We start from the raw sequence: 24,636 nt of genomic DNA, 5'->3' as shown, positions 1-24,636 counted from the left end.
CATCGAGGTGAGCAGAATAAAATGAAAATATCAATAAATTTTTTAAAGAGATAAAATTGTTAATTATTCTATTTTACTCTTATCATCTGTTTTTATAATTTATAATAATTAAAATCTCTTCTCAATCAAAAAGTGACAAATAAATTGATAACAGGTTGAAGTAATAGGCTACTTCATTATTATCGCATTGTGATAACTGACGCTGATGGGACAAAAGGTAAAGTAATTCATGAATGTTCAGCAGTTAAAAGAAATGGCGGCTTTAAAGGCACTTGAATTTGTTGAAGATGATATGCGGCTTGGTATCGGATCTGGTTCGACAGTAAATGAGTTTATTCGCCTTCTTGGTGAGCGTGTTACAAAGGGGTTACGGGTGACTGGTGTTGCTACCTCGCTCTATTCTGAACAACTCTGTCGTAAATTCGGAATACCTATCAGTACATTAGAGAAAACACCTGAACTAGATCTTGATATTGATGGAGCGGATGAAATTGGTCCAGGGATGTCTCTTATTAAAGGGGGAGGTGGGGCATTGTTACATGAGAAAATTGTCGCATCGGCATCTCGTGCGATGCTTATCATTGCGGATGAAACAAAGGTGGTAAGAGAACTTGGCGCTTTTCCATTGCCCATTGAAGTCAATCCATTCGGTCTTCATACTACACGCAAAGCCATAGAAAAAGTAGCGGGTGGTTTAGGGCTTTCTGGAGAAGTTGTCTTGCGAATGAATGGAGAAACGCCTTTTAGAACAGATGGCGGTCACTTTATTTTTGACGCATTTTGGGGATGTATTTTACAGCCAAAATCATTATCAGATGCACTTCTTGCAATTCCTGGTGTTGTCGAGCATGGTCTTTTTTTAGGATTAGCTTCACGTGCAATTGTTGCTATGGCTGATGGAGAAATAAAAATTTTAGAGCCATTTGATTTTAGAGAAGACAGTTTACATCAAGATATGTTAACACAGTAAAATATGAAAGATTTTAGATAAAATAACGAATTTGAATTATAAATCGGGGTAATCATTAATGAAAAAAGTATTTTCTTGTCAGCGTATTGTCGTATATTTTGGTGCAATTGCCGTTTTGGTTATGAATATAGGAATGTCTCATGCACAAGGTGTGAGTGAGCAGCATTTAATTTCAGCCAGAAAAGCTATTCGTGCTATTCGTGCAACGGATCAATTTGATAGCTTTCTCCCAAATGCGGCACGTGATCTCAAAGATGAACTCATGGGTGATGATCCCAATTTGGCAACTGCTATTTCTGATATTGTTGATAAGCAGGCACTTGCTTTGGCTAAGCGACGCGCTGATTTAGAAAAAGAGATTGCTCATGTGTATGCAAAGTATTTTACTCAGCAAGAACTTGATGCCATCACAGCATTTTATAATTCTGATACCGGTAAGAAATTTTTGACAGAAGTTCCAAATCTTGCGCGAGATGCCTACTCTACGTTTGATACATGGCGTTCTACTCTGATGCAGGATCTTGTAAAAAATGTAAAAAAGGAGATGTCCGAAACACTTAATTTGGATAACTCTCTTACGCCTGAAAAATCGAGCCCTTCAGAAAAGAAAAAATAGTTTGATTGATATCATTACAATTATATATGTTACCTAGTTTGTAAAAAAGACGGTGGGTTTCCCACCGTTTTTAATAAAATGGTCTCTTAAAAGACATTGCTTTATAGAAAAAGTGATATTTGAAAATAAATGAAGACTTTCATTTGATAATGGATGATCATAACCTATTGTTGTAAACATATAAGAAGGGATAGTTCGTGGGATCTTTTGACTTTGATTTATTCGTTATTGGAAGTGGTTCTGGTGGAGTACGTGCAGCGCGCCTTGCTGGAGCACTTGGCAAGCGTGTGGCTATAGCAGAAGAATATCGTATCGGGGGAACTTGTGTTATTCGCGGTTGTGTTCCCAAGAAATTGTATGTTTACGCCTCACAATATGCAAAAGAGTTTCGTAAAAGCGTTGGTTTTGGATGGAAATATGCGGATCCAATTTTTAGCTGGGAAAAATTAGTTGCGGCTAAAAATGAAGAAATATCAAGATTAGAAGATCTCTATCGCAAGGGACTACAAAATAACAATGTTCATATTTATGAAAGCCGTGCTGTTTTTGTGGATGATCACACATTAGAGCTTTCTCTAACAGATGAGCGGGTAAGCGCAGAAAAAATTCTCATAGCGACGGGGGCAAAAGTTGCACCAAGTACTGCCATAAGAGGTAGTGATTTGTGCCTTACTTCCAATGAAATTTTTGATCTTGAAAAACTTCCAAAATCAATAGTTATTGTTGGTGGTGGGTATATAGGCGTTGAATTTGCCAATATTTTTCATGAATTAGGTGTAAAAACAACGCTAGTCCATCGTGGTGATTTAATTCTTCGTAAATTTGATCATGATTTACGGCAATTTCTTCATGATGCAATGATTGAAAAGGGGATTTCTATTCTTTATGGGGTGACAGTCTTTCAAGTACAAGCGACAGGTGGTTGTTATGATGTCACTTTATCAAATGGACAAACGATCAATACCGATCAGATTATGTTGGCTACCGGTCGTGTACCAAATACAATGGGATTAGGGCTTGAGAGGACTGGTATAGAAGTAAATGAATTGGGTGCAATTGTTGTTGATGAAAAAATGACAACGAATGTACCTCATATTTGGGCAGTCGGTGATGTGACAGGTCATATGCAATTAACACCTGTTGCGATTTATGATGCAATGTGTTTTGTGAAGACTGCATTTGAGAACGTACCAACTATACCGGATCATGACTTAATTGCGACAGCGGTTTTTTCACAGCCTGAGATTGGAACGGTTGGTCTTTCAGAAGAGGATGCGATACAGCGTTATAAGCATGTTGAGATTTATCGTACAATTTTTCGTCCTATGCGCAATGTTCTTTCCGGAAGTTTGGAAAAAATGCTTATGAAACTTATCGTTGATGGTGAAAGCCGTATTGTTGTTGGTGCACATATTTTAGGAGAAAATGCTGCTGAGATGGCACAACTTGTTGGTATAGCTCTTAAAGGGAAACTGACGAAAGATGTGTTTGATGAGACTATGGCATTGCATCCAACGATGGCAGAAGAATTGGTAACGATGTATAAACCAAGTTATGTATATGAAAATGGAAAGAAAATAGAAAATTAAGAGCACAGATTATAGTAAGCAGCAAAGTTTTTAATATGGTGAAGCTTATGTGCTGAAGCTCTGGAGAGAGTAGAAATGATAAAAGAATGGATGCCAAGCTCGTGGAGAAAAAAGCCAATTAAACAAGTTCCAACTTATCCGGATCAAACTGTATTAGCAGATGTTGAACGAAAGCTACGGAGTTATCCTCCTTTGGTGTTTGCGGGTGAGGCACGTGATTTGAAAAATGAATTGGCCTCTGTGACACAAGGTCAAGCTTTTTTATTACAAGGTGGAGATTGTGCAGAAAGCTTTGCAGAACATGAAGCTGATAATATTCGTGATTTTTTTCGGGTCTTTTTACAAATGGCGATCGTTTTAACTTTTGGCAGCTTTAAGCCTGTTGTTAAAGTCGGTCGCATTGCTGGTCAGTTTGCAAAACCACGCTCTTCAGACATGGAAAATAAAGGAGGAGTTGAGCTTCCCTCTTATCGAGGGGACATTATTAATGGCATTGAATTTAAGCCAGATTCCCGTATTCCTGATCCACAACGAATGTCTATGGCTTACCGCCAATCTGCAGCAACACTCAATCTACTGCGTGCTTTTTCACAAGGAGGGTATGCCAATTTAGAAAATGTTCATGCATGGATGTTGGGTTTTGTTTCTAAAAGCCCTCAGGGAGAGCGTTATGAATTGTTGGCAGAGCGTATTTCTGAAGCGATTGATTTTATGCGTTCTATAGGGATTACCTCTAAAACAAATTTTTCATTACGTGAAACATCTTTTTATACCAGTCATGAAGCTCTTTTGCTTGGTTATGAGGAGGCTTTAACGCGCATCGATTCAACCTCTGGAGATTGGTATGCCACATCTGGCCATATGTTATGGATTGGTGATCGTACACGTCAGATTGATCATGCTCACGTTGAATATTGCCGTGGTATTAAAAATCCATTGGGATTGAAGTGTGGTCCTTCACTTGAGCCTGATGAGCTTTTGAGATTGATTGATATTTTAAACCCTGAGAACGAGCTGGGACGGTTAACGCTCATTACACGCTTTGGTTATGATAAGGTAGAGCATTATCTGCCTAAATTGATCCGTGCAGTTGAAAGCGAGAAGCGTGCGGTGATATGGTCATGTGATCCCATGCACGGGAATACAGTGACTGTAAATGGCTATAAAACACGCCCCTTTGATTATGTTTTAAAGGAAGTAGAGAATTTTTTTGCAGTGCATTATGGGGAGGGAACTTATCCAGGGGGCATTCACATTGAAATGACAGGTCGCGATGTAACAGAATGTACAGGTGGAGCACATGCTATTTCTGTTGAAGATTTATCTGACCGCTATCATACACAATGTGATCCGCGATTAAATGCAGATCAAGCATTAGAATTGGCTTTTCTTGTTGCTGAACTTCTTAAAAAAAATCGCCGTACTGATTCAGTGGCTCTTGCTGCAAATGGTTAGACAAAAAGGGTATAGTATTTTTTTTTACGACTTATAGGAAAATAGATTCTTTGGAAAAAGAAATGTTTCTGATAATTACAACAGAGTTGTAGTCACCAAACAGATGAAATGATACAAAGGCTTATGAAAAATGATTTTCGGGTAGCAATTGCCCAATTAAATCCTGTTGTCGGTGATATTGAGGGAAATCTTTCTCTTGCTGTAATGGCGCATCAGCAGGCGAAGGAAGAGGGTGCTGATCTTGTTTTATTCACGGAGCTTTTTATAAGTGCTTATCCACCGGAAGATCTTGTTCTTAAACCCGCTTTTATCAAAAAATGTGAAGAAGCTGTTAAAAAATTAGCAAAGAGAACAAAAGAGGGGCCAGGAATTATCATTGGTCTTCCGCTAGAGCGTAATAACAAAAATTACAATGGTGTCGTTCTTCTTGATGAAGGACAAATTGTTTTTGAAAGCTTGAAGTTTGATTTACCTAATTATGCTGAATTTGACGAAAAGAGGCTATTTTCTCCAGGTCCTCGTCCTGAGCCTATCGTCTATCACGGGCTAAAACTCGGTGTCGTGATTTGTGAAGATATTTGGAATGATTTTTCTCTTTGTGCAGAACTTGCTAATAAAGGAGCTGAGGTTATTCTCGCCCTTAATGGGTCTCCCTATCAACGTGATAAAACACTAAAACGAATAGAAGTTGTACGTAAGCAAGTTCTTCAATCCGGCATACCGGTTATTTATGCTAATCAAATAGGTGGTCAGGATGAGCTGGTTTTTGATGGGGGATCTTTTGCGTTGAATGGGCAAGGCAAAATCGTTTTTCAAATGAAACATTTTGAAAGCCATGTTGCTATAAACCATTGGCAACGAAAAGAACGAGGATGGCAGTGTATTTCTGGTCCAAATGATTTTTTTTTCAATGGGTTAGCTGCTGATTACCAAGCTTGTGTTTTGGGGTTGAAAGACTACGTCAATAAAAATCGCTTTAAGGATGTTGTTCTTGGTCTTTCAGGAGGAATTGATTCAGCTCTTTGTGCGGTAATGGCGGTAGATGCCCTTGGTGCTGAAAGGGTTCGCACCGTAATGATGCCTTATCATTATACTTCACAAAAATCATTGCAAGATGCCAAAGAATGTGCAGATCTTTTAGGGTGTCGTTATGAAGTGATACCGATTGTGCAACCTGTTGAGGCTTTTTTGAATATAATGACGCCTGTTTTTTTAGGCTTACCATCTGATGTGACAGAAGAAAATCTTCAAAGTCGTATACGCGGCATTGTTTTGATGGCGCTTTCAAATAAATTTGGTTCAATGTTGGTAACGACAGGTAATAAATCGGAAATGGCTGTGGGATATGCGACGCTTTATGGTGATATGAATGGAGGTTTTAATCCTCTTAAAGACATTTATAAAACACAGGTCTATGCATTGGCACAGTGGCGCAATAAAAACCACTTGCAAAATTTAAAGGGACCAGAGGGAATTGTAATTCCTTCTCGTATTATAGAAAAGGCACCTTCCGCAGAGCTTCGTGAAAATCAAAAAGATGAAGATTCTCTTCCTCCTTATTCTGTCTTAGATGATATCTTGCAATCTCTTGTGGAAGATGACATGAGTGTTTATGATATTGTTAAACGTGGGTATTCACGCGAAACGGTTGAGAAAATTGAAGATCTTCTCTATAGTGCAGAGTACAAAAGGCGACAATCAGCACCTGGTGTAAAGATCAGTTACAAGAACTTTGGACGTGATCGTCGTTATCCTATTGTTAATCGTTTTCGCGATAAGAATTGAGTGTTGTTTTTATGGTAAGAGTTCGTTTTGCACCTTCTCCAACAGGTTATATTCACATTGGCAATATCCGTAGTGCCCTCTTCAACTGGCTTTATGCACAAGCGCAGAATGGAACATTTATTTTGCGCTATGATGATACAGATGTTGAACGTTCTAGACAGGAATATATTGATGCTATCGCCGTTGATCTTGAGTGGCTTAATATTCAACCGGATGAGGTTTATTATCAATCTAAACGGTTTCCTCGATATGATGAAGTTGCAAAAACTCTCAAACAAAGTGGTCTTCTTTATCCCTGTTATGAGACCGCTGAAGAATTAGAGCGGCGTCGTAAAATCCAACTTTCTCGTAAATTGCCTCCTATTTATGATCGTTCTGCATTGAAATTAACAGCAGAGGATAAAAAATTATTTGAATCGCAAGGTCGTAAACCTCATTGGCGTTTTCTTCTTCCCAATTTTGAAAATAATCCTTTACAAACAAAGCGAACAGAAATTTGCTGGGATGATGCGGTAAAAGGAAAACAGACAATTGATTTGGCATCTCTTTCAGATCCTGTTCTCATTCGTGAAGATGAGAGTTACCTTTATACATTGCCCTCTGTCGTTGATGATATAGACATGGCCATTACACACATTATTCGTGGCGATGATCACATTACCAATACGGGTGTTCAGATTGCTCTTTTTAAAGCTCTTGGTGCAGAATTACCAATCTTTGGCCATTTCAATTTATTGACAACAGTTTTAGGAAAAGGACTATCCAAGCGGAACAATGATCTTTCTATTCGCTCTTTACGAGCGGAAGGATTTGAATCTATAGTTATTCAATGTTTTGCGGTTTTGATTGGAACATCGCAAAATGTGCATCCCTATCCTCATCAAACAGCGCTTTTAAAACATTTTAACCTACAGGACACATCAAGATCCGTTGCAAAATTTGATACTGCTGATCTTGTTGCTTTAAATCGTCATCTTGTCCATGAATTAACTTATGCAGAAGTTAAAACACGCCTTGAAAGTCTTTCTATTAAGGGAGAAAAGGCGGAATATTTTTGGAATGCGATAAGAAGCAATATTGATAAAGTGAATGATGCTGTCTTATGGTGGGAAATTATTCATGATGATAAGCATTTTGATACAGTGCCGGTTGAGGATCGTGCATTCGTCCGTCAATCACTGGATTTCTTGCCTGAGGGTGTGCTGAATGATGAAAGCTGGAAAGTTTGGACAAAAGCTTTAAAAGAAAAAACAGGTCGTAGTGGGAAAGCGTTGTTTATGCCCTTACGTCAGGCTCTTACTCGAATGGATCATGGTCCTGAAATGGGGAAACTTTTACCGCTTTTAGGGCGCGAGAAGATCATTAAAAGGCTGACACTTCAAAGCGCGTAAGAGCAGCTTTTTAAAAACATTTTATTCTTTTTTGTCTTTTCCAAGAAAAGAATTTTTCCGTTTAATTGCGGATTTTTATGAGCATAAATGCTGGGATATCATCCCCAAATCCAGAGGGAGAAGACACCTTGTTTTTTCGAGGATGGTGTTGTTCAGAAAACTTTGATATATTCTTTGTGGTTTGAATATAATCTGCCCTATCATCTTTTAAGTTTTTTTTAGTTTGAATGATAGTCCCTTTTGACGCGGTTTTCTTTAATGATTTTGGAGATTTTGTCTTTACAATGCCATCATTTCCTTGATCATCTGTTGTTAATGTGGAGAGATCTCCATTGAGCCATTCAATTTTTTCGTTACTCATTTCTTCAATGGCACTAATATATTTTTGATCCGCTTTTGTAACGATAGTAAAAGCTTTTCCACTACGATTCGCACGCCCTGTACGACCAATTCGATGAATATAATCTTCAGCATGTGTAGGAACGTCATAGTTGAAAACGTGGCTTACAGCTGGGATATCAAGTCCACGAGCAGCAACATCAGAAGCAACAAGAAGTTTGAGTTTATTATTTTTAAAATCTGTTAGTGTGTTGGTGCGCGAATATTGGTCCATATCTCCATGAAGTGCGCCTACACTAAAATTATATCTTACGAGTGATCTAAAAAGTTCAGAAATATCTCTCTTTCTATTACAGAAAATAATAGCATTTTTAAGTTCATCGCCTTCATTATGAATAAGTTCTCGTAAAACTGCTCTTTTATCCCATGCCTTATTTCCAGATTTGACGAGCCGTTGTGTAATTGTGCTTGCTGTTGAGGAAGCTTTTGTAACTTCAATAGATACAGGAGCATGTAAAAATTGCTGTGTCAGTTTACTGATTTCTGGTGCCATTGTTGCAGAAAAGAACAAAGTTTGACGTGTAAAAGGCGTTATTTTACAGATGCGTTCAATATCAGGAATAAATCCCATGTCCAACATGCGATCAGCTTCATCGATAACAAGAATTTCAACTCCCATAAGGAGCAATTTACCGCGTTCAAAATGATCAAGAAGGCGTCCTGGTGTTGCTATAAGTACATCAGCCCCCCGTTCAAGTTTACGATCTTGCTGTTCAAAAGAAACGCCACCAATCAATAATGCAACATTTAAACGATGATTTATTCCATATTTATCAAAATTTTCTTCAACTTGGGCTGCAAGCTCCCTAGTTGGTTCTAGTATGAGAGTACGAGGCATTCGTGCTCTTGCACGACCTTTTTCAAGCAATGTGAGCATAGGCAAAACAAAAGAAGCAGTTTTTCCCGTTCCTGTTTGAGCAATTCCTAAAACATCTTTTCTTTGAAGGACATGGGGGATCGTCTCACTCTGAATAGGTGTTGGAACCGTATATCCCACTGATTTTATGGCTTTAATAACCTTTGTGGAAAGACCCAAATCATCAAAACTGTTTAAAGGTTCTATCATTTTTTTATCAATTGCTTTGCGATTTTAATTTCGCTATTGAACTATTCGTGAAATTAAATATTACACTACTCTAGAGGGGTTAAGGCGACTTCACAAAAAGTCAACTATAACAGCCATATACACATAGAGAACATAATACAATATTTAATAGCGAAATTGTTCTGATAAAATACGCTCATCCCATGAATGATTAGCATCAAAAAGAATTGAAGCTGTTATTTCTGTTGCGGTTAAAATAGTGACGGAGTGAACAGATTTAACTTCAACATTATCAGCAGCTGCATTGACGGGACGTTTATCAGATTCGAGCATATCAAAACGTATTGTTGCCGTATTGGGCAGTAATGCACCATGCCAACGTCGTGGGCGAAAGGGACTAACAGGAGTGAGTGCCATCAACGGAGCCATGAGCGGTAAAATAGGGCCTTGTGCGGATAAATTATATGCTGTAGATCCTGCTGGGGTGGCAACAAGAATACCATCACAAATTAGTTGTTCCATACGTATATTGCCGTCAATGCTAATGCGAATTTTTGCTGCTTGATAGGATTGACGAAAAAGAGAAACTTCATTGATTGCTAATGCTTCAATGGTTCCTTGACATTCAGCTTCTGCAATCATGCGTAAGGGATGAATTTCCTTTTTATGCGCGGCAGCAATACGATTTGGCAATTTCTTTTCATGAAATTCATTCATAAGAAATCCTACAGAACCTTGATTCATACCATAAATAGGTTTTCCTGTGTTCATAATCTCCCGTACTGTTTGTAACATCGTTCCATCACCACCGATTGCAATCACAACGTCAGCTTCTTTTAAAGAAGAATGACCGTAAGCAGAAATTAATTTATCAGTAGCTTTGATAGCTTCTTCCGTTTCGGCAGAAATGAAATGAAAGCGATTTGGTAATGTCATCATTAAGAATTATCCTGATATTCACAGTTTATTTTTTAGCCTATTGAGGGGAAGTTTTAAAACTGTATCATAAAAAAACGTTTTTGTAAGAAAAAGCATTATGTCTGAAAATTGATTTGTTTCAGGTAATCTATCATACAGAAGAGAATAAAAAAATTGTATCGTGATATAAACCCATGAACATCTATTTTAAAAAGAATAAGAATTCATTATTGCAGCTGCGAGTATGATCAGTTAAAAGACTACTGTTCAATTATAAGCACCCGTAGCTCAGTTGGATAGAGCGCTGCCCTCCGAAGGCAGAGGTCACAGATTCGAATTCTGTCGGGTGCACCACTCTTTTGTTCTATCTCATATTATTTTGGTGAGCATATGGTCTGAGAAGAAATAAAGCTGTCTTTATTAAAAAAATTGTGAGAATTTTCTGTTAAGTTATATACGAAAAAATAATTTTAGAAGAATATATTGTGTTTTCTATATAACCTTTTCTGTCAATTATGTTGAATATTGAATTAAAGGAGAGGGAGGTATTATGAAAGAGTTCATTATGTCAAACCATTTTCCTTTGTTATTCGCTTAAAAAATATTGTACAAAACTCATGGGTAAAATGGTGCCGCTTTATAGTTATCTTGTTCAAATGCGTAATTGCATTGTATAATTATTTTTTCTTTTTTGACTGTGAAAAAAATATTCTTTTTATTATCTGAGTATTTTTATCACCTTGTCATAAATTTGCAAAGTGTGCTCTAAAAGTAAATATTATTATCATAATGATTTAAATATAAAATGTCTTTTATGTTAATAACATCTATATAAATATTAAAATACATCTTATTAAAGACAGCTTTATAGGATTAGTTTTTATATTCTATAATTTATTTTAACTTATATTTAATGATAATAAATGTATTGTTTGTATTATAAGTGAGTATAGTTATTTTTTATTGATATTTTAAAATATCAAAATTTACTGGATTTTTATTATTTATGGGGGGATTCATGCGCAGAAAATATAAGCAAATTCTTCAAATAACAAAAAAGCAGATTTTGGTTTAGGGCTGTTGAAAAGACATGTATCATGGGTTTCTTTAAGAAAATAAAGAAAACTGATTTGTTTTGCTCTTTATAAATTAAAGAACAATGAACAGAATTTATTATCTGATTGGTTTGAATTCTTCTCACAGAGTTTCCATAGCTTTTTATATTTTTATAGAAAAGCCTAGTGATATTAAGTATCATATTCAATAAACAAGAAAGAAAATTATGGCGATCATATTAAAACCTACTGAGGTAACACTTCGTGAACTTGAAGCTGTTTATTTCAATGGTGAAGTAAGTAAACTTCACAGCGATACACATTTATCGATTGTAAAGGGAGCAGAGCGTATTGCTGAAATTTCTGCGGGTAGTGAGCCAGTTTATGGTATCAATACTGGTTTTGGTAAATTAGCTTCGATTAAAATTGATGCAAGCGAAGTCGCCATTTTACAAAGAAATCTTATTTTATCACATTGTTGTGGGGTGGGAGAACCGTTAACTGAAAATATTGTCCGTTTGATAATGACTTTAAAGCTTCTTTCTTTGGGAAGAGGTGCTTCTGGTGTTCGTTTAGAGTTGATACATTTACTAGAAAATATGCTTGCAAAAGGTGTTATTCCTGTCATCCCTGAAAAGGGATCTGTTGGTGCATCAGGTGATCTTGCCCCACTTGCTCACATGGCTGCTGTTATGATGGGAGAGGGAGAAGCATTTTTTCAAAATACGCGCATGAGTGGAGCTGCAGCTTTAGAAAAAGCAGGATTATCTCCTATTGTTTTAGAGGCAAAAGAAGGTTTGGCTCTTATAAATGGTACCCAAACATCGACAGCACTTGCTCTTGCAGGTCTTTTCCGTAGTCATCGTGCATTGTGCGGTGGACTTCTTGCGGGGGCTTTGACAACAGACGCTATTATGGGATCAACAGCACCATTTCATCCCGATATTCATATTTTACGAGGCCATTATGGGCAGATTGCTGTATCACAAACATTAGAAAAGCTTTTAAAGGATTCAGAAATTCGAGCTACACATTTACGTGACGATGATCGTGTACAAGACCCTTACTGTATACGTTGCCAACCACAAGTTATGGGAGCATGTTTTGATGTTCTTATTGCCGCAGCAAAAACACTTATTATTGAAGCAAATGCAGTTACAGATAATCCCTTGATTTTAAGTGATGGAGCAGTAATATCGGGAGGAAATTTTCATGCTGAACCTGTAGCATTTGCTGCTGATCAAATCGCTCTTGCTTTATGTGAAATAGGCTCTATTTGCCAAAGGCGTATCGCTCTTATGGTTGATCCAGCAGTTTCTTATGGGCTTCCAGCTTTTTTAGCGCAAAATGCCGGTCTTCATTCAGGTTTTATGATTGCTGAAGTAACTTCTGCTGCTTTAATGTCTGAAAATAAACAAATGGCACATCCTGCTTCTGTAGATTCAACGCCGACATCCGCAAATCAGGAAGATCACGTTTCAATGGCCTGCCATGGTGCTCGCCGGTTATTGGCAATGAGTGAAAACCTTTTTACCATTATTGGCATTGAAACGCTTGTTGCAGCACAAGGAATTGAATATCGTACACCTTTGAAAACAAGTTTTTTCCTACAGACTGTTATGGAGCATCTACGCAAAAATATTGACACTCTTAAGGAAGATCGCTACATGGCTCCAGATCTTCATAAAGCACATATACTTGTGCGTGAAGGGTACTTATTATCCATTTTACCCGAAACAATTTTTCCTCCATTGTATCCCCAATAATATTTGTTTTTAAAGTTTATAAAGAAAGCCATTTAACTATTGGCTTTCTCATACAACGTTTGTGGCTTCATAATGAGACTTTGCACAACTAAACAAATCTGTGCTCATTTATTTGCTGATATATTGAAAAGGTGTTTTCAGTTATATTGCCAACATTATCTTTTCGGTGATGTGATTTACAAACACAAATTTATAAGAGCAGTATTTTTAATATTTTTCCAATAGTCCTGTCATGTTATTTTTCTCTTAAATTGTCGAACTCATAAAATTGTATTATACTTATTGTTAACAATTAAAGTTAATATTTTTATTAGCTATATTTCTATTTTTAGATCCTTATGCGTTTAATACTTACTTATTTGTATTTTAAAATAAACACAAAGGAAAAAGAAATGTTAGCAAAAAATAAATTATCTATTCTAACATCTATCATTTTGTATTTTTTATCAGTCGTAGAGGGGAATGCAAAAATTTGGTGGGAGAGATCTCAAGAGAATATTTTCATTACCGTAGGACCACAAAGGAAAGATATTTTCTTTCAAAAAACAAATGGAGCGTTCATTATTATTTCAGGTCAAAGTGCTGGAGAAAATGGTCAATCTATTACTGAGAAAAAAGGTGAAAAGGTTATTTTTACCGCAATAGCTGTTTTTCTTGGAGGAATTGCATTGAAGACAGTCGCAGTCCTTAAGAGATGGGTAAGTGCTAGATTTTCGCAAGCTTTTTATAATTGGCGAGATTCACTCTATCACTGATGAAGTTATTGCGTTCCATATTAGCAAGTTGTTTTATAGGCTACTATGATAGTTTTTTATTGTTATGAGCTACAAAGTAAGAGAATTTGCGAAAAAACAAAAAAATAACATACTTACGCCCAACTGCTATGGTAGAAGTTTTTAAGCTTCTATTTTAATGTGCTGAAAAGAAAGTAAGGGAATTCGTATTATAATAAATTTTATTTTTCTGTAAAAAATAGAAAATACGAAACGAATTAAATGACAATTGTAAAAAAATTCATTATCACGTTATCTCAATGAAATGATGTGCGATTGTAGGCTATAAAAAGCTTGGATCATTCGCAATAAAAGTATTTTCCACTGCCTAAGACAAAATGTCTGGTAAGCCAGTGTTTTATACTTTTTAAAATATATTTTTGAGAGAAATATGAGGTTTTATTTATCATAGAGTTAGTGCTGTAGTAAACGTTTTATCAAAATTCAATGAAGAAGGAAAAAAATGGCAACAAATGAACTGAAACGGGGCATGAACAAGCGTCAAGTTATTTTTTTAGCTCTTGGCTCTGCTATTGGTACAGGTCTGTTTTATGGATCAGCACAAGCGATTAAGCTTGCTGGTCCAAGTGTTTTGATTGCCTATTGTATTGCTGGTTTAGCTATTTTTATGGTTATGCGAGCACTTGGTGAGATGATTATTTATAATCCAATGCCCGGTTCTTTTGCCCGTTATGCTGCAAATTATATATCACCGTTGGCTGGTTTTTTAACGGGATGGACATATGTATTTGAAATGATTCTTGTTGGTTTAGCTGACATTACAGCTTTTGCAACTTATATGGGCTTTTGGTACCCTCAGGTTGCACCTTGGATATGGGCACTTAGCATTACACTGATCATTACAGGGATTAATTTAGCTGCAGTAGAAGTATATGGCGAACTAGAGTTTTGGCTGTCATCCATTAAAATTATTGCTATTATTGCAATGATTATTTTGGGTATAGCAATAATTTTATTTGGTTGGGATACAAATACGAATTCTTCTACTATCGGTGTTCACAACTTATGGGAAAATGGTGGTATTTTTCCCAATGGCTGGTTTGGTTTTTTGGCTTGTTTTAGTGTTGTTGTCTTTGCTTTTGGTGGGATAGAAATCATTGGGATGGCAGTGATGGAAGTACAAAATCCTCATCAAACAATCTCAAAGGCAATTAATTCTACTCCAATTCGTGTTTTGCTTTTTTATATCATGACGTTAGCTATTTTAATGTCCCTTTATCCTTGGAATAAAATTGGTCTTATGGATAGTCCTTTTGTGTCAATTTTTGAAAATCTTGGAATTTCATATGCGGCGAATATTTTGAACATTGTTATTGTTACAGCAGCTATTTCAGCGATGAATAGTGGAATGTATGGTGCCTGTCGTATGATACATGGCTTATCGCAAGAAGGTTATGCTTTAAAAAAATTTCAACATTTATCAAAAAACGGTATACCAATTCTTGTGATTGTTTTGATCTTTATCATCTTCCTTCTTGGCGTTGTGCTTAATTATTTTTATCATGAAGGTCTCTTTTTTCTTATTGCAGCAATGGCAACATTTGCAACAGTTTTTGTCTGGATGATGATTTTACTTTCGCAAATTTTTATGCGGCTTAAAATGTCTAAAGAAGTACAATGTAGTTTAAAATTTCCAATTCCATTGTGGCCGATAGGATCATTTTTTTCTGTTTTATTTATGATTTTCATCTTTATTCTATTATGGTTTTTCGATGATACGCGGCCAGTTTTGATCGTGGGCATTAGCTGGATTACTTGGCTTGTTATTTGTTTCTATATCCTTAAAATTTACAATCTAAAGAAAAATCAAAATAAATTAAAATACCAGCAAAGGTTAAATTAAAAAGTGAATTGAAATTTTAGCTAAAAAATGTTTTCTCGTTGTCCTTCAGGATTAAAAAGAGTTTTTTGAATTTTTTTATCATATTAAATGGTTGCTAATAATATAAATAAAAAAATAGTAATAAAATTGAATGACGATTATAAATTAATAATTAAAGATAGCTAATAATCAGTTAACAAAGCGCGTACTTTAATCATATTTTATAATTATATTTATATATAAATATCGTTTTATATTATAAATATTACATATTTGCAATTAATGTTTTTAAAAGTAATAATAGAATCTTAAGTATTGCTAATGATTATAAATAATAACCTCTTTATTTTTCTTTTCCATGCATGTACAATATTGTTCTCTATTTAATGGCTAAAGGGAAAAAACATTAAACAAACAAGTGCTAATGGCAATGTTCGTATATTCTATATTGACATTTTATCCCACCAGATAACGTTGCTCGTTACGCCGTTCAACATGCAGATAATCAAAATGAATGACTTTCATTTTGTTATATTTTCATACACTGATACCGTTATATGAGAATGCAAATAATATTAGAATATCTGAAATTTTCGGAGAATAACTTCTCTTAGCAACTCAACACAAGAATCACAAGACTTGTTGAAGAGAAATGGCAATATAAAATTGAAAATTTATGCCTATAGTCGCAGTGGACGGATAGGGCATAATACGCAAAGTTCTTTAGAATAAAAAAATGTTCAAGAGGTATAGCAAGCAAAACAAGTGATAATCTTTATAGAGTGGGATCGCATGTTCTGTGGCTAGAGCAGGTAAGTTAGACTCGCTGAGTGAGAAAAATACACCCCTGTTCGTTTTGATGACATAAAGATGATTTTAGCTTAGATAGATCAGAAATAATAGTTTTACCTACAAAACAGTTTCAGCAAATGGCAATTAGTAGAAAGAAGCATTCAAAAATGTTGCAGGTCCCAACAGTATCCATGCTTGTTTTGGAGATGAATACGATATTCTAAAGACTTTATGGGGGTTTTCCATCGTGGATAAATTTATTTGGAAAGAAAAATGAAATAAATTTTAAAACTATTAAAAGCTGTACCTTTGTTATTTATGGCAAGATATTATTTAGAAGAAACTCCGACGTTTATGTGAGAAGTTTTGTAGAGATTTTACTGAAATAGCAAAAGCACTTTTGAAATGTAGTATGCCCTCTATAGTATTGATCAAGAAAATCAAAACTAAGGATTCATGTATATTCGTTCTATTGAATTTTGCATGCTTCAAGCCGGATTTCATGATAAATTTGGAGAGTAGAGTGGGGAGGACACATTTAAAGAAGACGACCTCTCCATTTGTCTTTTTATTATTGTCATTCCTCAGCGAAGTACCGCGAAGTGCTTGAATAGCCTTTTCTACTATATGAAATATTCAGAACAATATAAATATTAGACTTAAGTTTTATTACTAGCGATCATCAATAATTTCTACTTTCTTTTTTATCTGTGTGGAATGTTTTTTCAATCTACTATCTCAACTCAACTCTAAACTATTTTAGAAAACTGGAATAAAAAATGAGTAGACTTAAAAGCTTTTTTGTCTTAAATAAATTCATTAAAAGAGGGGGGAAGAATGAAAAAAATCTTGAAATTATTGAGCACCATAGCTCTTTTAAGCACAGCTGGATGTATTAATCAGCCACCTCCGTCAACCTTGGCATTATGGGAAAAACCAGGTGTTGATAAAGCTACTCTTCAACAGGCTCTATCACAATGTGGCTGGAAACCAGTTTATGCTTCTCCTGAAGATACGAATTCGCGTGTGGGTGAGTTTGCATCAATTTATGAGTGTATGTCCAAAGCAGGTTATCGGTACAAATTACAGGATTCAAAGGGGATTTATTTTGTAGAAGCTCCAAGAAGTGATTCATTTTTAACCAATCTCATGATAGCAGGATATCAGCAATTTATGGATAATGAGAGCTTTGGTATGTCTAATGCAACAAAAAAAGAACGCGCTTTATTAACGCATTTTGAGAATGAAAAACGATATCAAAAAGCAAAAAAAGCTTTACAAAAGCAATCTTCAACTTCACGCACATCTTTTAAAAAGTAACTAGATCCACAAATGGGGGAGAGAATTTAAAATGCCCCCTCCACCAAAACTGAGGTAAAGTTTCATTAGGTTCAAAATCAGCAGAGCTATTATTAGCTTTATAGCAAAGGAAAAAATTACTTTGATTGCGTGAGGGATATAAAGGATTGATACTATAACAAAAAGGCGAGCATTGAAACAAGAAAACTCCTTTTTATAGGGTGTCTGCTTCTATTGTGTTACAATTGCTTTTCAATTTGAAAAAACAAAGCTCTTTTTTTGTATATCTACTGCGGTAAGAAACAAAATAGAAGAGGGCTATGTTATCAACATGGAATTCTTAGAGGGTAATATCCATGGTATTGTTTAAAAAATGAAGCATATTAGATAAAAAACTGCTTGATACAACTATTTTAAATTATTCGTGGGAACATAGTGTTAAACTTTTTTATGCTCCAGACAGTTTGTTTTATTTAGACCCACAATATCTTGTAAAACTGTATTATAGCTCTGGGAACTTGACTGTAGATAATTTTGTGACCATGACAAAGCTTCTCAAAGATATTTAAGGAAAAATTTGTTTAGAATCTGAATGATTGTAACCAACTGTGAGAGATCTTTAAAAATTTTGATTTTCTAGAAATAAGCACTTTTTGAACATCTTATACGGCAAAAAAATCCTCGAACAGAAATCCTGATTCGTAATAATTGAAGAAAATCTCAAAAAGATTTATTAGCTTCAGAAGAATGTTACTTCATTTTAACAGGACTTTTTAGATGGTTACATCCTTTGTAAAGTCTTACAAAAGCTATAATGTGTTTTAGATCATCAGAATGATTATTTTGATAGGTTTTATCTAGATAGGTTTTGTCTGTTTTAAAAACCCTCAAAACTCTTACATCCCCCCAGAAAATATATTCTATAGCTGAATTTATGCGTTGTATTGTTGATATAGATTGTTTTTTGAAAAGTTCATAAATATTAATACATTGAAATATAATAACTTTTATTTTTGACTGAAAAAATAAAATAATAATGGTAAAAAGCTCCCCCAAAAAAACTTTAAAACTAATAGTTCAAAGTTTTATAAGATCTCACGATTGCCTCTGTATGATGTCTTATGAATTTTCACTAAGAGGGGCCATTCATAACGTATGGTAGGTCGACCACCTTGAAAGTTATTGTCTCCAGAGATTTCACGGATATAGTTACAACGGCTTAAAAGATCTAAAGTTTGCTTAACGGTTTCATTATCTTTTAAACTTTTCCAATCGCGCTTATAAATATCATGTACAGTAAAGCCATCTTGTAAACAATCACAGCGTTCAACAATTAATTTTGCACGTTCTGCTGCTAATTTATCTCCCGCCACATAAAGACGTTTTGCGTGACTTATCAGATATTTTTCCCAACGCAACGCTGTTTGAAAAATTGCTTTATTGATTTCAAAACGCCCTCCATCAATAAGTTCAAAAGTCAAGGCAAGGTTGGTAGGGGTTTATTCATTTTCCAAAGATGTGCTTGTAAACTTGCAGAGAAATGCATGATAATCTGGTGTTCTGGTGAGCCAAGGAGTTTATTATAGAGAGAAAGAAACAGCCCTTCATAATCTTGCTGTATATCTTACTTGGAACACCTATCAACCTAGTCCGGCTCTTCGATTGCATCCGTCCACACTAGCATCTGGAACCGTTGGAGCAAACCATCATCATTTCTCCCATGGAGGATTTCTTTAATGAGGGGAATAATCCGTGAAAGTTGAATGTCCCCTATAATGGAAAGGGTTGCATTGGGAATAAAAATGGTTCCACGCCCGATACTGTCATAGGTAAATTAATCATCTTCATTAAAAGTTGTTAGATAAAAAGCACAGTCTGTTTGATATTTCTTTCCAGATTGGTAAAAAACAGATAATTCATCACGAACCATTAAGAGACCACGGGGGGCTTTTAACAATTTCCCAAGTTTTTCGACCGTCACATCATTGACAATAAAACGAGAGGCGGCAACATCATGGATATTATCTTTAGAGAGGCTTTCAGAAAAAAGAGCACAGGTTATTTTTAGTATCTCTTCAATTTCTTGTTTTTCTTTCTGCTTTAACCATTCTTTGGTTGATTGGTTTTAGTATTATAAAGTTTTGTAGGTTAAGATGAGATACAAAATATCGTTTACAAAATTTAAGGGCGTGGTGATCTTTACAGTGATTTAGTTCTCTTTGTTTTTCTTGAAATTATAATACGTTCATCAAAAAACTGCTCATAGTTTTCTACCTACTGTACTAAACAAATAAGATATATCACGACAAGCCTAATGAAGTAGATTTAAGGTTAGAGAAAAACTGTATATATCACAATTTATCAGGATAATGGATTGTTGCAATCGTACATTTTTTTATATATATCGCCGCTGGATATGAAAATGAACGAAGCTTTAATTTTCTTGCTGCTAACTTAATGCTAAGCGGTGTGGAGCAAGAGGAAGCAGTGTTATTATTCGTACTTCCCATCTATAGTCTCCAAAGCATTATAGGTGATGAATTTCCAAACCATTAATTTTGAGGGCTACTGTGTTAGCTACATTACCTAAAGATATACGTTCTTTAATAATACAAGCTCCTATGGCTGGTGTATCGACGCCTGAGATGGCGGCAGCCGTATCTAATTCTGGTGCGGTTGGTTCGATAGCTATTGGCGGATTAGGACCGGATGAAGCAGTTTCGTTAATTCAAAAAACGAAAGCACTAACTGATCGACCGTTTAATATTAATCTTTTCTGTCATGATCCTTTTTTGCGTGTGGATACAGCAAAAGATTCTTATTGGCGAACTAAGCTAAACGATCATTTTTTAGGTGGGGAAACGATTCTAAATACTCCTCTTAAGAATATATATGCCTCTATTAAAAATAATAAGGCTTTAGCTATCGCTGTCGCTGCACAATCCCCTGATATTATTAGCTTTCATTTTGGTGTCCCTGACGATGATATCATTGACATTTTTCGACAAACCGGTGCCAAACTTATGGCGACTGCAACTTGTCTTGAGGAGGGGAAAGAAATTGCAGTCAAGGGTTTGGATGCAATAATAGCTCAAGGCTTTGAGGCAGGAGGACACCGAGGACAATTTAATCTTTCGCAATTTGACGAAAAGTTATCAACGCACGTCTTGACACGGCTTTTAGCCCAGCACTTATCACTTCCTATAATTGCTGCAGGCGGTATAATGACTGGGGCTGATATAGCGAGCGTTATGCTCATGGGTGCTCAGGGAGTACAATTAGGGAGTGCCTTTATAGGTTGTAGCGAAAGCGGTGCGAGTCATTGTCATAAAAATCTTTTGAAGTCTGATAAATCTATACCGACCGTTTTGACGCGAGCCATTTCTGGGCGGCCTGCGCGGTCAATAATGACGTCATTTGTCCAATGGGCGATGAGTATTACTGATAAGGATATTCCGGAGTATCCTTACGGTTATGATGCCTTCAAGCAGCTGCAAAAAAGTATGCTCTTACGAGAAGATCTTGATATAGGTCCTTTTTGGGCGGGGCAAAGTGCTTTCTTGGCGCGTTTTATTCCGGCAGCACAAATTATCGCAGAGTTAGAAAACGAGTATGCTCGCTATATACACAGCTAAGCAAAAGTGAATCTAAAGCTAATATGACAATGAATAAAACGGTCAAGTGCGTATTGAGTGGATTTGCCGCATCCTTGGTTGGCATAGGTTTATCACGCTTTGCTTATACGCCTGCAACACCTTATCTTATAAGCCAAGGTTGGCTTGATGAAAATCATATTTTTTGGGTAGGTTCTGCAAACTTTTTTGGTTACTTCATCGGTGCTCTTTCATCCCCTTATATTTTACGCCTCACTTCTCCAAGATATGCATTGAGATTAGCATTCTTCATGAGTGGGCTGTCTTTTTTATGCTGTTGTTATCCATATGGAAGCTTATGGTTCATGATATGGCGTTTTATTGTTGGCTTGTCGGGCGGGATCTTAACAGCTGTGGCTGCTCCAACTTTGTTATCGGCTATAGATCCAAAAGATCGTGCTCGTTCTGGTGGTATAATGTTCTCAGGAGTGGGGTTAGGCTTGCTATTGTCTGCTTTGTTTACACCTATGATAGCAAGTATTAAAGTATCTTATTATTGGGGGATACTTTTTTTAATCACTCTTATATTTTTTATAATAACCTATCAATTTATACCCAACACGAATTTTAAGCATATTAAAAAGTCGTATAAGTCTAAGCGAATAGATTATTTCATATATATAACATATGGCATCAATGCTGCAGCGTTTATGCCATATATATTGTTTCTTGTGAATTTTGTTTTGCTTCGCACAATACCATCAACCTATTTTGCTTCTATCATTTGGCTAGTTTATGCCTTTGGTGCCTTTTTAGGAGCCATAATATTGAGCATAGCAGCCAAGAAAACATCGTATCGCTCGGTGATCTTTTTGATGAATTTTGTGCAATTATTTGCCTCATTTCTATTGCTATTGTTCCCTGATTTGAAGATCGCATTGTTACTACCGGCTCTTATTATGGGTGCCGCTACCCCTGGCATTGTGCCTTTATATCTTGGTTTAATAGGAGAATTGTCTTCATCTGATCCACAAATTCAGCAGATTATCTGGAGCAGAGCAGTGTCAGCATTCGCCGTATCACAAGCAATAGCTGCGTATATGTTTACTTGGCTTTTCTATATAATAGAGAGTTATATCCTAATATTCTCTATTTCGTCATTTCTTCTTTTTATTCTATGCGTGGGGTTTATACAGGAAAGATACTATGGCTATAAACAGAAAAAAAACCATTAATTGTGCTATCATCGGTTTTGGGGCGCGTGGCATTAGTTTTTATGAGAGGATAAATGCCTATGCTCGTCGTTATATAAGTAGTGTGCATATAAACCTGACAATATTTGATCCCAATGAACATGGTTGTGGATCTCATTCGCCAAGACAAGCAGATTATCTATTAGTCAATACAGTTGCATCGCAAATGACTATGTTCTTAGATAAAACTTGTGAAGTTTCTGGCCCATATACCAACGGACCATCATTTGCTCAATGGGCTAAAGATGCAGGTATCCGTAAAATAGGTTCTAATTTCTATCATATGGCTGAAGACTCAGATGTTGGAGCACCTATAGACGATAATGACTATCTATCACGTGCTGAATTAGGAAATTATTTACAATTCGTTGTAGATCTATTGACAGCAAACAGACCGCGTAATGTAGATGTGTCCATTATCAGATCTCATGTGATTGATATTAAGCCATTATCAGAGCGCGAATTTATTGTTGTGGTAGATGGGGATTATAAGCAGTCCTTTGAATTTATATTTATGACTACTGGGCATGGTACTAATATACTCACAGAAAATGAGCAACAAAAAACAGATTTTGTTTCTTCAAATAAGCATAAAAATCCCAACTTAGGATTTATAAGATCTCCTTATCCTTTATCCATGATAGAAAGTGTTAGCCCTGATGCTCGAGTGTTGGTGCAGGGTATGGGACTAACAGCGCATGATGTTATAGCCGAGCTAACTGTTGGAAGAGGAGGCCGATATAAAGAGAACAGAGGCCGCTTGGAATATATACCATCAGGGCGAGAGCCTGTCATCAGTCTCTTCTCCAGACAAGGACTTCCATTTTCTTCTAGAGCCATAAATGAGAAAGGAATCTCTGAGGCTTATACAGCTGAATTCTTTACATTAGATTACTTCAAATCTCTGCGACAAGAAAAAAAGAAATTTGATTTTTTTGAAGATGTTCTTCCAGTCTTGAAAAAGGAAATGTTGAGGGCATACTATCATGCCGTGGGGAAAACTGCGTGCATTGACTATGAAGATTTTAGGAAAATTGACGAAATATTATATCCCTTACAAGGTGTTGTATTCAAAAATGCTGTTGATTACAAACGCTATATCTATGAATTTTTGGAAAACGATCTCAAAAATGCTTACGCAGGAAATGTTTCTGGCAGTGTCAAAGCAGCAGCCGATGTCTTGAGAGATGTGCGTGATACCATGCGCTATTGCGTTGAATGGGGTGGTTTGACACCAGAATCGCATGCTCGTTTTGTAAGCGACTTTGTCCCTATTATGAATCGTATAGCTGTCGGTCCGCCTTTAGTGCGGAACAGGCAGTTACTCGCTTTAATTGATAGTGGTTTACTTCGCATAGATCTTGGTCCTTCACCTATTTTAGAAATTGACGAGAAAAATTCTGTTTTCCGTATTGTTAGTACTTTCTCAGAAGAAATAACGACTCAGGTTGCAGATGTTGTCATCCAAGCAAGGATAGATCCATTTGACATAAATCTTGAGCGCTCACCATTAATCAGAAACCTTTTTAATAAGGGTTTTCTCACAGAATATATAAATGGAAACTATCATACTGGTGGCTTGAATATTGATAGAAATTATAACATTATCGATCTCAATGGAGATGTGAGAAAAAATGTGTGGTCTTTGGGTAATCCGATTGAAGGTCCTTGTTTTTTTACCTTTGTTCTGCCACGACCCGGTGTGAACTCTCGCTTTCTATTGGATTCGGATAAATGTATCCAGCAGATGTTTAATGAAATAGAAGTGAATTATGTCACATCTAGGTAAATTTAATCCCTTAAAAAGTGTTTGGAGGCGCTAAGTAAATAGTTAAGCGTGGTAAGGATATTCGGCAGCGTGTTTTGGGTAACTCTCATGTGGATGATCGGTGAAAAGAAGTAAATTGTCGATAAATTTAAGAAACCGTTACAAGAATGGGTAACTGTTTGTGTTGGGGATATTCCGATGGGAGCGAAAAGGATAGAAGTTTCGCTACTGTATTTATCCTTATGGATATGGGGGCGATTCTTGAAGTAAAAACACATGTGAGAGACGCACTGAACGTTGGTTAAATTAAGGGAAATTACGTGAGG

18 protein-coding genes and 1 tRNA gene are annotated in these 24,636 nt (G+C 36.0%); 15 read left to right on the top strand and 4 right to left on the bottom strand.

The window, feature by feature from the left end; translation table 11 throughout:
• Nucleotides 1-229: 229 nt before the first annotated feature.
• The 6 genes from rpiA to gltX all read left to right on the top strand — a co-directional run bounded on the left by rpiA (nt 230) and on the right by gltX (nt 7,806).
• Nucleotides 230-970, top strand: coding sequence for a ribose-5-phosphate isomerase RpiA (rpiA, locus tag PVV64_RS06725; protein ID WP_273760343.1), 741 nt, complete (start codon nt 230-232; stop codon nt 968-970).
• A gap of 58 nt (nt 971-1,028) precedes the next feature.
• On the top strand, nt 1,029-1,586 hold the full coding sequence (locus PVV64_RS06720) for a DUF2059 domain-containing protein (protein ID WP_273760342.1): 558 nt from the start codon (nt 1,029-1,031) through the stop codon (nt 1,584-1,586).
• Nucleotides 1,587-1,783: 197 nt separating this feature from the next.
• Complete coding sequence (gene gor, locus PVV64_RS06715; RefSeq protein ID WP_273760341.1) at nt 1,784-3,175, top strand: glutathione-disulfide reductase; 1,392 nt, start codon at nt 1,784-1,786, stop codon at nt 3,173-3,175.
• Between the two features lie 75 nt (nt 3,176-3,250).
• Nucleotides 3,251-4,630: a class II 3-deoxy-7-phosphoheptulonate synthase gene (locus PVV64_RS06710; protein ID WP_273760340.1), complete on the top strand. Its 1,380-nt coding sequence runs from the start codon at nt 3,251-3,253 to the stop codon at nt 4,628-4,630.
• 123 nt (nt 4,631-4,753) lie between these two features.
• The gene (locus PVV64_RS06705; RefSeq protein WP_273760339.1) at nt 4,754-6,415 is read left to right on the top strand and encodes an NAD+ synthase; all 1,662 of its coding nucleotides are present in this window, start codon (nt 4,754-4,756) and stop codon (nt 6,413-6,415) included.
• Between the two features lie 11 nt (nt 6,416-6,426).
• Entirely contained in the window at nt 6,427-7,806 is a 1,380-nt protein-coding gene (gene gltX, locus PVV64_RS06700) for a glutamate--tRNA ligase (RefSeq protein ID WP_273760338.1), read from the top strand.
• Between the two features lie 61 nt (nt 7,807-7,867).
• On the opposite strand, the gene PVV64_RS06695 is transcribed toward gltX, so the two are convergent.
• Both PVV64_RS06695 and PVV64_RS06690 read right to left on the bottom strand, forming a co-directional pair.
• On the bottom strand, nt 7,868-9,271 hold the full coding sequence (locus tag PVV64_RS06695) for a DEAD/DEAH box helicase (protein WP_273760337.1): 1,404 nt from the start codon (nt 9,269-9,271) through the stop codon (nt 7,868-7,870).
• A gap of 144 nt (nt 9,272-9,415) precedes the next feature.
• The gene (locus PVV64_RS06690; protein ID WP_273760336.1) at nt 9,416-10,189 is read right to left on the bottom strand and encodes an NAD kinase; all 774 of its coding nucleotides are present in this window, start codon (nt 10,187-10,189) and stop codon (nt 9,416-9,418) included.
• A 256-nt stretch (nt 10,190-10,445) separates the two neighbouring features.
• Between PVV64_RS06690 and PVV64_RS06685 the strand changes: the two genes are divergently transcribed.
• The 5 genes from PVV64_RS06685 to PVV64_RS06665 all read left to right on the top strand — a co-directional run bounded on the left by PVV64_RS06685 (nt 10,446) and on the right by PVV64_RS06665 (nt 17,717).
• Nucleotides 10,446-10,522, top strand: a tRNA-Arg gene (locus PVV64_RS06685).
• A gap of 928 nt (nt 10,523-11,450) precedes the next feature.
• Complete coding sequence (gene hutH / locus PVV64_RS06680; RefSeq protein WP_273760335.1) at nt 11,451-12,989, top strand: histidine ammonia-lyase; 1,539 nt, start codon at nt 11,451-11,453, stop codon at nt 12,987-12,989.
• A gap of 392 nt (nt 12,990-13,381) precedes the next feature.
• Nucleotides 13,382-13,744, top strand: coding sequence for a hypothetical protein (locus PVV64_RS06675; RefSeq protein ID WP_273760334.1), 363 nt, complete (start codon nt 13,382-13,384; stop codon nt 13,742-13,744).
• Nucleotides 13,745-14,225: 481 nt separating this feature from the next.
• Nucleotides 14,226-15,626, top strand: a complete 1,401-nt coding sequence (locus tag PVV64_RS06670) for an amino acid permease (protein ID WP_273760333.1) — start codon at nt 14,226-14,228, stop codon at nt 15,624-15,626.
• Nucleotides 15,627-17,234: 1,608 nt separating this feature from the next.
• Nucleotides 17,235-17,717, top strand: a complete 483-nt coding sequence (locus tag PVV64_RS06665; protein ID WP_273760332.1) for a hypothetical protein — start codon at nt 17,235-17,237, stop codon at nt 17,715-17,717.
• Between the two features lie 1,064 nt (nt 17,718-18,781).
• Here the strand turns inward: PVV64_RS06665 and PVV64_RS10550 are convergent.
• The gene (locus tag PVV64_RS10550) at nt 18,782-19,177 is read right to left on the bottom strand and encodes a hypothetical protein (RefSeq protein WP_404978421.1); all 396 of its coding nucleotides are present in this window, start codon (nt 19,175-19,177) and stop codon (nt 18,782-18,784) included.
• 82 nt (nt 19,178-19,259) lie between these two features.
• Here PVV64_RS10550 and PVV64_RS10545 point away from each other — a divergent pair, with 82 nt between their 5' ends.
• Nucleotides 19,260-19,433: a hypothetical protein gene (locus PVV64_RS10545; protein ID WP_404978420.1), complete on the top strand. Its 174-nt coding sequence runs from the start codon at nt 19,260-19,262 to the stop codon at nt 19,431-19,433.
• 97 nt (nt 19,434-19,530) lie between these two features.
• Here the strand turns inward: PVV64_RS10545 and PVV64_RS10540 are convergent, their stop codons facing one another.
• Nucleotides 19,531-19,677 carry a hypothetical protein gene (locus tag PVV64_RS10540; RefSeq protein WP_404978419.1) on the bottom strand — a complete coding sequence of 49 codons (147 nt, stop codon included), beginning with the start codon at nt 19,675-19,677 and terminating at the stop codon, nt 19,531-19,533.
• Nucleotides 19,678-20,266: 589 nt separating this feature from the next.
• Here PVV64_RS10540 and PVV64_RS06655 point away from each other — a divergent pair.
• Genes PVV64_RS06655 through PVV64_RS06645 form a run of 3 tightly spaced genes read left to right on the top strand, consistent with a single transcriptional unit; the run spans nt 20,267 to nt 24,331 of the window.
• Nucleotides 20,267-21,331 (top strand): nitronate monooxygenase, encoded by a 1,065-nt coding sequence (locus tag PVV64_RS06655; RefSeq protein ID WP_273760331.1) that lies wholly within the window; start codon nt 20,267-20,269, stop codon nt 21,329-21,331.
• The gene (locus tag PVV64_RS06650) at nt 21,235-22,524 is read left to right on the top strand and encodes a YbfB/YjiJ family MFS transporter (RefSeq protein WP_273760330.1); all 1,290 of its coding nucleotides are present in this window, start codon (nt 21,235-21,237) and stop codon (nt 22,522-22,524) included. The genes PVV64_RS06655 and PVV64_RS06650 overlap by 97 nt, the downstream gene beginning before the upstream one ends.
• Complete coding sequence (locus tag PVV64_RS06645) at nt 22,496-24,331, top strand: FAD/NAD(P)-binding protein (RefSeq protein WP_273760329.1); 1,836 nt, start codon at nt 22,496-22,498, stop codon at nt 24,329-24,331. Before PVV64_RS06650 ends, PVV64_RS06645 begins: the two co-directional genes overlap by 29 nt.
• Nucleotides 24,332-24,636: the final 305 nt, after the last annotated feature.

Origin of the sequence: Bartonella sp. ML70XJBT.G (genome assembly GCF_028618575.1) — a bacterium.
Lineage (GTDB): Bacteria > Pseudomonadota > Alphaproteobacteria > Rhizobiales > Rhizobiaceae > Bartonella.
Note: the sequence above shows the minus strand (reverse complement) of the source record. Positions and strands in the feature narration are given on the sequence as shown.